Raw genomic sequence first — 6,819 nt, 5'->3', positions numbered from 1 at the left:
GATCACGCGAATCCGGCTTGCCTCAAGGTAACCAGGATTGTCGCGAATCTTCGGAAGCATGTCCTTGAGCAGAATCGTCGGTGGTACGGTCCAGGTGGGGTTGAACGTGACGTAGGTGATCGCGGATTGAAAAATCGGCGTGCTGCGAAACGGTTTACCGACCTGCACCCGTGAGCGCCAGATCGGTTTGCCATCGCGATAGAACGCGACTTTATACCCGGCGATATCGACCACGACGAAGGTGCCCTGAAGTTTGTACAGCAGCCATCGCGGGCAAAGGCGCGCGCAATGTCATGGCTATCGAGGGCGGCAAAAAACTTATTGACGTCCTCCCGAGGATCGACGCCAGCGGGGTCGAAGTTCCAGTGGATGTCCAACCGCGAAGGGTCGACCTTGCCGCGCCGCAACTGCAGCAGCGCCGTGATGRACGTCCGGGTGGCGGAGATATCAAAGGCTGCCCGTTGCCCGGGGGTTGGGGAGGTTGTCTGCATCAGCGTGTGGGCCTCGGCCAACTCGGCGATCCGGAAATCCGCGGGGTTCAGGCCATCGGCCTGGGTATCACCCAAGCTTTTCAACAACTGGGCGACATCGTCATCGTCCGTCCAGGCGGCGCGATAGCCACGATGGCTATAAAAATCCAGCACGACTCGGTTCACATCGACCCGTTGATGACGCGGCGAGGTGAGCAGCGGCGGAAACGCCGAACTCAATGGCGCCAACTCCGCCTGAATCGCTTGGCCGACATAATCACCGGGAGCCGCTTCAGCCACAGTGCTAACGGGAGATGCCGGCTCAATCGGCGAAGTTTGCGCGATCGCAGTGCCGCTTATCAGAAAGCCCATAAAAAATATGCGGCTTATGACGAATAACCTTGTTAACTGCCCCATGGATAATCCTTAATCTTCCGTTTTCAACCGGCTAGCGTCGTGCGCGCTGCTAGACTCGAAATATTCAGATGAGACTTGCATATGGCCCCACACCGCTTTGGCTGCTTAATGACGGCCCTGCTGCTGACTGCTTTTTTTTCATTACCGGCAGCCTACGCCGATTCGCTTGAAGCTGCCTTGGTCAAAGCGGCCCCCGATGCCAACGCCAAAGTCATTGCCCTGGCCGTTCGCGCCTCCCAATGCAGCCGGGCCCAAGGCACGTCCCCGGTGCAGAGACTCGCAGTGATCGATTATTCCCTGCCCTCGACGGTGCAACGTCTTTGGGTATTCGACCTTAAACAACGCAAATTGTTGTTCCATGAACTGGTCGCCCACGGTCGCAACAGTGGCGAGAACATGGCCAGCCAATTCTCCAATCAGAATGCCAGCTACGCCACCAGCCTGGGCTTGTACCGTACCCAATCCAGCTATGTCGGGCAGAACGGTTATTCCCTGCGCATGGAAGGTCTGGAACCGGGTTTTAACGACAACGCCTTCGAACGGGCGATCGTCATTCACGGCGCGCCTTACGTCAGCCCTGCCCTGGCGCGGGCCAATGGCCGGATTGGCAGAAGTCTCGGCTGCCCTGCAGTGAGGCCTGCGATTGCACATCGGCTGATCGACTCGATGAAGGATGGGCAGTTGTTATTTTCTTACTACCCGGATCAGCGTTGGTTGAAGTCTTCTTCGTATATCAATTGCGGTAACGCCACCGTGGCGGATTCGTCCAGGTCCAATAGCAGTCCTTGAACACCGCGTGAAACTGTCAAAACTGTAATCTTGGCCTCAGCCTGCTGAAAGGCACCGCCCGTTAGCCTCCTCCCCATTGAGTTCTCTTCCTTCCGCTCAGGATGGACCTGAGGGCTTCATCAGGCTGACGGACGGGATAAAACGGCATGCATTCCAACACCTCAAGACGCACCTTTGTGAAGGGCCTGGCCGCTGGCGGGGTGCTCGCTGGCCTCGGGCTGTGGCGCACGCCAGTCTGGGCGGTCACCAGCCCCGGCCAACCGAATGTGCTGGCCGGTACCGACTTCGACCTGTTCATTGGCGAATCCCCGGTCAACATCACCGGCAACCCTCGAACCGCGATGACCATCAACGGCGGCATTCCCGGCCCCCTGCTGCGCTGGCGTGAAGGCGACACCGTCACGCTGCGGGTGAAAAACAAACTCAAGGACAGCACGTCGATTCACTGGCACGGCATTTTGCTGCCGGCCAACATGGACGGCGTGCCGGGCCTGAGTTTTCACGGGATCGAACCGGACGGCATGTACGTCTACCAGTTCAAGGTCCGGCAGAACGGCACTTACTGGTACCACAGCCATTCGGGCTTTCAGGAACAGTCCGGGGTTTACGGGCCGTTGGTGATCGACGCCAAGGAGCCGGAGCCGTTCCAGTACGACCGCGACTACGTGGTGATGCTCACCGACTGGACCGACGAAGACGCCGTCGGCCTGATGAAAAAACTCAAGAAACAATCGGACTACTACAACTACAACAAACGCACTGTGGGCGACTTCATCCACGACGTCAGCGAGAAAGGCTGGGGCTCGACGGTGGCCGATCGCAAGATGTGGGCCGAGATGAAGATGAACCCCACCGACCTGGCGGACGTCAGCGGTGCCACTTACACCTACTTGATGAACGGCCAGGCGCCGAACATGAACTGGACTGGCCTATTCCGTCCCGGCGAAAAGCTGCGCCTGCGTTTTATCAACGGCTCGTCCATGACCTATTTCGACGTGCGTATCCCGGGCTTGAAAATGACCGTGGTCGCGGCGGATGGCCAACACGTCAAACCGGTGAGCGTCGACGAGTTCCGCATCGCGGTGGCGGAGACGTTCGATGTAATTGTCGAGCCGACCCAGGACGCCTACACGCTGTTCGCCCAATCGATGGATCGAACGGGTTATGCGCGAGGCACCCTGGCGGTGAAGGCAGGGTTGTCGGCGCCGATTCCAGCGCTGGATCCGCGACCGCTGCTGACCATGGATGACATGGGCATGGGCGGCATGGATCACGGCAGCATGGGCGGTGACATGGCGGGGATGGACCACGGTGCCATGCAAGGCATGAACGGTGGTGACATGCAGGGCATGGACGGCGGCGACATGCAGGGCATGGACAGCATGGCCGGAATGGATCACAGCAGCATGGCCATGGGTGGCATGGCCGGAATGCAATCCCATCCCGACACGGAAAAAAACAACCCTCTGGTGGACATGCAAGCCATGAGCACCACGCCAAAACTCGACGACCCGGGCATCGGCCTGCGCAACAACGGCCGCCGTGTGCTGACCTACTCCGACCTGCGCAGCACCTTCGAAGACCCGGACGGCCGCGAGCCCGACCGCACCATCGAACTGCACCTGACCGGCCACATGGAGAAGTTCGCCTGGTCGTTCAACGGCGTGAAGTTCTCTGATGCCGAACCCGTGCGACTCAAGTACGGCGAGCGGGTTCGAGTGGTGCTGGTCAACGACACGATGATGACTCACCCCATTCATTTGCACGGCATGTGGAGTGACCTCGAAGACGAGAACGGCCAGTTCATGGTACGCAAACACACCATCGACATGCCGCCGGGATCAAAGCGCAGCTATCGGGTCACCGCCGACGCGCTCGGCCGCTGGGCCTACCACTGCCATCTCCTGTACCACATGGAAATGGGCATGTTCCGTGAAGTTCGCGTGGAAGAATGAGGCGCTACCCATGACCAGACTGAATCGCTCTACCCGCCTCGCCTTGGCACTCACCGGCTTCACGGTCTCTTCGGCCATGGCCGCCACCGACAACATGCAGGGCATGGACCATAACCAGATGCCGGGCATGGACCACAGCCAGATGCAGAGCGAGGATTACGGGCAAATGCAGCCCGCCGCGCCGACCCAAAGCCGCACGCCGATCCCGGCATTGACCGACGCCGACCGTGCCGCCGTTTTCGTCAGCCCCGCCGGCCATGACATGCACGACAGTGCGCTCAACTATTACTTCCTCGCCGACAAACTCGAATGGCAGGACGCCGATAACGGCAGCGCATTGGCGTGGGATCTGTCCGGCTGGATCGGCGGCGACATCGATCGCCTGTGGCTGCGCTCCGAAGGCGAACGCGTCAATGGCAAAACCGAAGACGCCGAGGTCCAGGCCCTCTGGGGTCACGCGATCAGCCCATGGTGGGACGTGGTGACCGGCGTGCGCCAGGACTTCAAACCCGGCGCCCCGCAAACCTGGGCCGCGCTCGGCGTGCAAGGCATGGCGTTGTACAACTTCGAAACCGAGGCCACCGCGTTCATCGGCGAAGGCGGTCAGACCGCTGCACGCCTTGAAGGCGACTACGACATCCTGCTCACCAACCGGCTGATTCTGCAGCCGACCGCCGAGCTCAACGTCTACGGCAAAAACGACCCGCAACGGGGCATCGGCTCCGGGTTGTCCAACACCGAAGCCGGGCTGCGCCTGCGCTATGAAATCCGCCGGGAATTCGCGCCCTACATCGGCGTGACCTGGAACCGCACCTACGGCAAAACCGCCGATTACGCCAGGGACGAAGGCGAGGACCGCAGCGAAGCCCGACTGGTCGTCGGCGTTCGGCTGTGGTTCTAAACACTTCAACTCAAAAACCTAAAAACCAACCGCTCAAAGCGGTAAGAGGCCTTGCATGCGCACCATCAAAACCACCGCTGTCGCCATCGCACTTTCCACCGGGCTGCTCATGAGCGCACTGGCTCAAGCCCACCCGAAACTGCTCTCCTCCACTCCAACCGAAGGCGCGGACGGCGCAGCGCCCAGCAACATCGAACTGCACTTCTCCGAAAACCTCATGACCCAATTCTCCGGCGCCAAACTGGTCATGACCGAAATGCCCGGCATGGCCCATTCCCCCATGCCGATGAAAGCCAAGGTCTCCGGCGGCAGCGACCCGAAAACCATGGTCATCACCCCGCTCTCGCCCCTGCCCACCGGCAGCTACAAAGTCGAATGGCGCGCCGTGTCTTCGGACACTCACCCGATCACCGGCAACGTTACGTTCAAAGTGAAGTGATTGATGAGCGACTCGGTCGGCATTGCCCTGCGGTTTGCGTTGTATGTGGATTTGATGCTGTTGTTCGGGGTAGCGCTTTTTGGGCTGTACAGCCTTAAAGGTCAGGAACGGATGTCCGGGGCGGTGCTGCCATTCCGCTCGATGCTGGCGGGGACGGCAGTGCTGGGCGCGGTGTTGTCCGTCGCCAGCATGGTGATGATGGCGAGCGCCATGAGCGGTGAAACGGACTTCGCCGAATTTCGCGGTGGACATTCTGCACCTGCTGGCGGCGGGGGCTTGGCTTGGCGCGTTGCTGGCGTTTGCGTTGATGGCGAAGATCAACGCCCTGCAAACCGAAGCGCGCCTCAGGTTGCTGGCCCGCGCGGTTAATCGGTTTGAGGCGATTGGCGCGGCCATCGTCGTGGTCATCACGGTGACGGGGGTGGTGAATTATCTGTTCATCGTTGGGCCGAAGCTGGACGAGGTGTTTCTCAGCACTTACGGGATTCTGCTGTTCATCAAAGTGGTGCTGTTTGCCGGCATGCTGGTGCTCGCCGCGTTGAACCGGTTTCACCTCGGGCCGTTTCTGGAGCGGTCGTTGCGGGACGGGCAATACACGGTCGCCGCCAATGCGTTGCGGCGCAGCGTGGTGGTGGAATTGGCAGCGGCGGTGTTGATCGTGGGATTGGTGGCCTGGTTGGGGACGTTGAGTCCGGAGATGAAAATGGGCGAATTGTAGGGGCACAAGTACCTTTAGAAGGCGCGTAACAAAAGAGGTCGCCTTCCCCGACGTCCGGTGCCCTCCTTTATTTGCCTAGGTGAAAATCCCCTACTACCGTCAACAGTCAGAGGCGGCATTTACCGCTGTGGGCACTCGACATCAGGGAGCGAAATCGGGATGGCTTACAATTTAGCGTTGGTGAACCCCTTTAATGCAAAGGAATCAGCGGATTACGACGAAATATCTAGAAGCTGGCTTGATGCCTGGAAAGAAAAGTCCAAAAGAATAATGCCCCCACCCTCGGAAAGCGATTCAAAAAATTCATCTCCTTCTTTCAAAGAAGATGGAATAAAAAGATTAAGAGATGACGATGAGGAAGAAAAGGAACACCCGAGCAAGACACAAAAAACTTCGGCAATCATCTCTAAATACATAAGCAAAGGCTGCCTGGTGTCCGGTGGCCCCGCCGCCGAGCAGCTTGTTAGTTTTATTAGAACACTGATTGGAGACGGAGATCGAATTTACGTCCTGGGCCATTGTGAACCGGGAAGCTCCGTGCTTATGTCCTCGGAAGAAAAAGGCAAAGGTCAAACCGTCAACGCCAAAGAACTGGCAAGATTTTTTGACGTGTTATTTGGACTTAATAAGAGCTATGCGGGAAAAATCAAGATATTCGGATGCCATAGCGCACTGGGTTTGGGTGATACAAAATCCTTCGCCGAACAATTCAAGGATGCAATGAGGAAACGTGAATACCATAACTGCACCGTTGAAGGGTATACAGCGTCAGTCAGAGGCTACGATGGCGAGCACAAAGTTGCGTTCATCGGAACCGCCGAAGAGCTAAAACGAGCCCAGATGGCTGAAATTCTGTATGCAGAAGAAACGATCAGCAAAGCTAAGCTCGACTCTTTCTATGAAAACAAAACCGCACGTCCCAGCACCCGGAGAGTGTCCTTCGCCTAGTTTCAGATAGTTTTAAGACAATAGGCTGACGCGTCGCTCAATCATTAAAGGGCGCAAAGGCTTAAGGGTTGACACCCAAGCGCCAAGGTGAAAAAAAGCGGCGCAATTATCGAAAGGAGTTCGAAAATGGCTGACGTGATGAAAGTAGTGGATGTCGACTTAAAAATACTTAAATCAAACCC

5 protein-coding genes and 2 pseudogenes are annotated in these 6,819 nt (G+C 58.1%); 6 read left to right on the top strand and 1 reads right to left on the bottom strand.

From position 1 onward, the window contains the following. A pseudogene (locus AC1DLB_RS20700) lies at positions 1–887 on the bottom strand (L,D-transpeptidase scaffold domain-containing protein); the annotation flags it as partial. A gap of 81 nt (positions 888–968) precedes the next feature. Between AC1DLB_RS20700 and AC1DLB_RS20695 the strand changes: the two are divergent. The 6 genes and pseudogenes from AC1DLB_RS20695 to AC1DLB_RS20670 all read left to right on the top strand — a co-directional run bounded on the left by AC1DLB_RS20695 (position 969) and on the right by AC1DLB_RS20670 (position 6,637). Beyond that, positions 969–1,676 (top strand): murein L,D-transpeptidase catalytic domain family protein, encoded by a 708-nt coding sequence (locus tag AC1DLB_RS20695; protein WP_018928119.1) that lies wholly within the window; start codon positions 969–971, stop codon positions 1,674–1,676. Between the two features lie 146 nt (positions 1,677–1,822). Further along, on the top strand, positions 1,823–3,631 hold the full coding sequence (locus AC1DLB_RS20690) for a copper resistance system multicopper oxidase (protein ID WP_477744426.1): 1,809 nt from the start codon (positions 1,823–1,825) through the stop codon (positions 3,629–3,631). A gap of 10 nt (positions 3,632–3,641) precedes the next feature. Further along, positions 3,642–4,532 (top strand): copper resistance protein B, encoded by an 891-nt coding sequence (locus AC1DLB_RS20685; RefSeq protein WP_477744425.1) that lies wholly within the window; start codon positions 3,642–3,644, stop codon positions 4,530–4,532. 55 nt (positions 4,533–4,587) lie between these two features. After that, on the top strand, positions 4,588–4,971 hold the full coding sequence (copC, locus tag AC1DLB_RS20680; RefSeq protein WP_018928122.1) for a copper homeostasis periplasmic binding protein CopC: 384 nt from the start codon (positions 4,588–4,590) through the stop codon (positions 4,969–4,971). Positions 4,972–4,974: 3 nt separating this feature from the next. Continuing rightward, positions 4,975–5,689: pseudogene (locus AC1DLB_RS20675) on the top strand (CopD family protein). A 159-nt stretch (positions 5,690–5,848) separates the two neighbouring features. Continuing rightward, positions 5,849–6,637 carry a hypothetical protein gene (locus AC1DLB_RS20670; protein WP_477744424.1) on the top strand — a complete coding sequence of 263 codons (789 nt, stop codon included), beginning with the start codon at positions 5,849–5,851 and terminating at the stop codon, positions 6,635–6,637. The last annotated feature ends 182 nt before the right edge of the window (positions 6,638–6,819 follow it).

This window comes from Pseudomonas sp. 05N434 (assembly GCF_056396965.1).
Note: the sequence above shows the minus strand (reverse complement) of the source record. Positions and strands in the feature narration are given on the sequence as shown.

What these genes read in the sequence shown, in the direction of transcription:
- AC1DLB_RS20695 (WP_018928119.1), top strand. Translation starts at nt 969, where the DNA reads ATGGCCCCACACCGCTTTGGCTGCTTAATGACGGCCCTGCTGCTGACT.
- AC1DLB_RS20690 (WP_477744426.1), top strand. Translation starts at nt 1,823, where the DNA reads ATGCATTCCAACACCTCAAGACGCACCTTTGTGAAGGGCCTGGCCGCT.
- AC1DLB_RS20685 (WP_477744425.1), top strand. Translation starts at nt 3,642, where the DNA reads ATGACCAGACTGAATCGCTCTACCCGCCTCGCCTTGGCACTCACCGGC.
- copC (WP_018928122.1), top strand. Translation starts at nt 4,588, where the DNA reads ATGCGCACCATCAAAACCACCGCTGTCGCCATCGCACTTTCCACCGGG.
- AC1DLB_RS20670 (WP_477744424.1), top strand. Translation starts at nt 5,849, where the DNA reads ATGGCTTACAATTTAGCGTTGGTGAACCCCTTTAATGCAAAGGAATCA.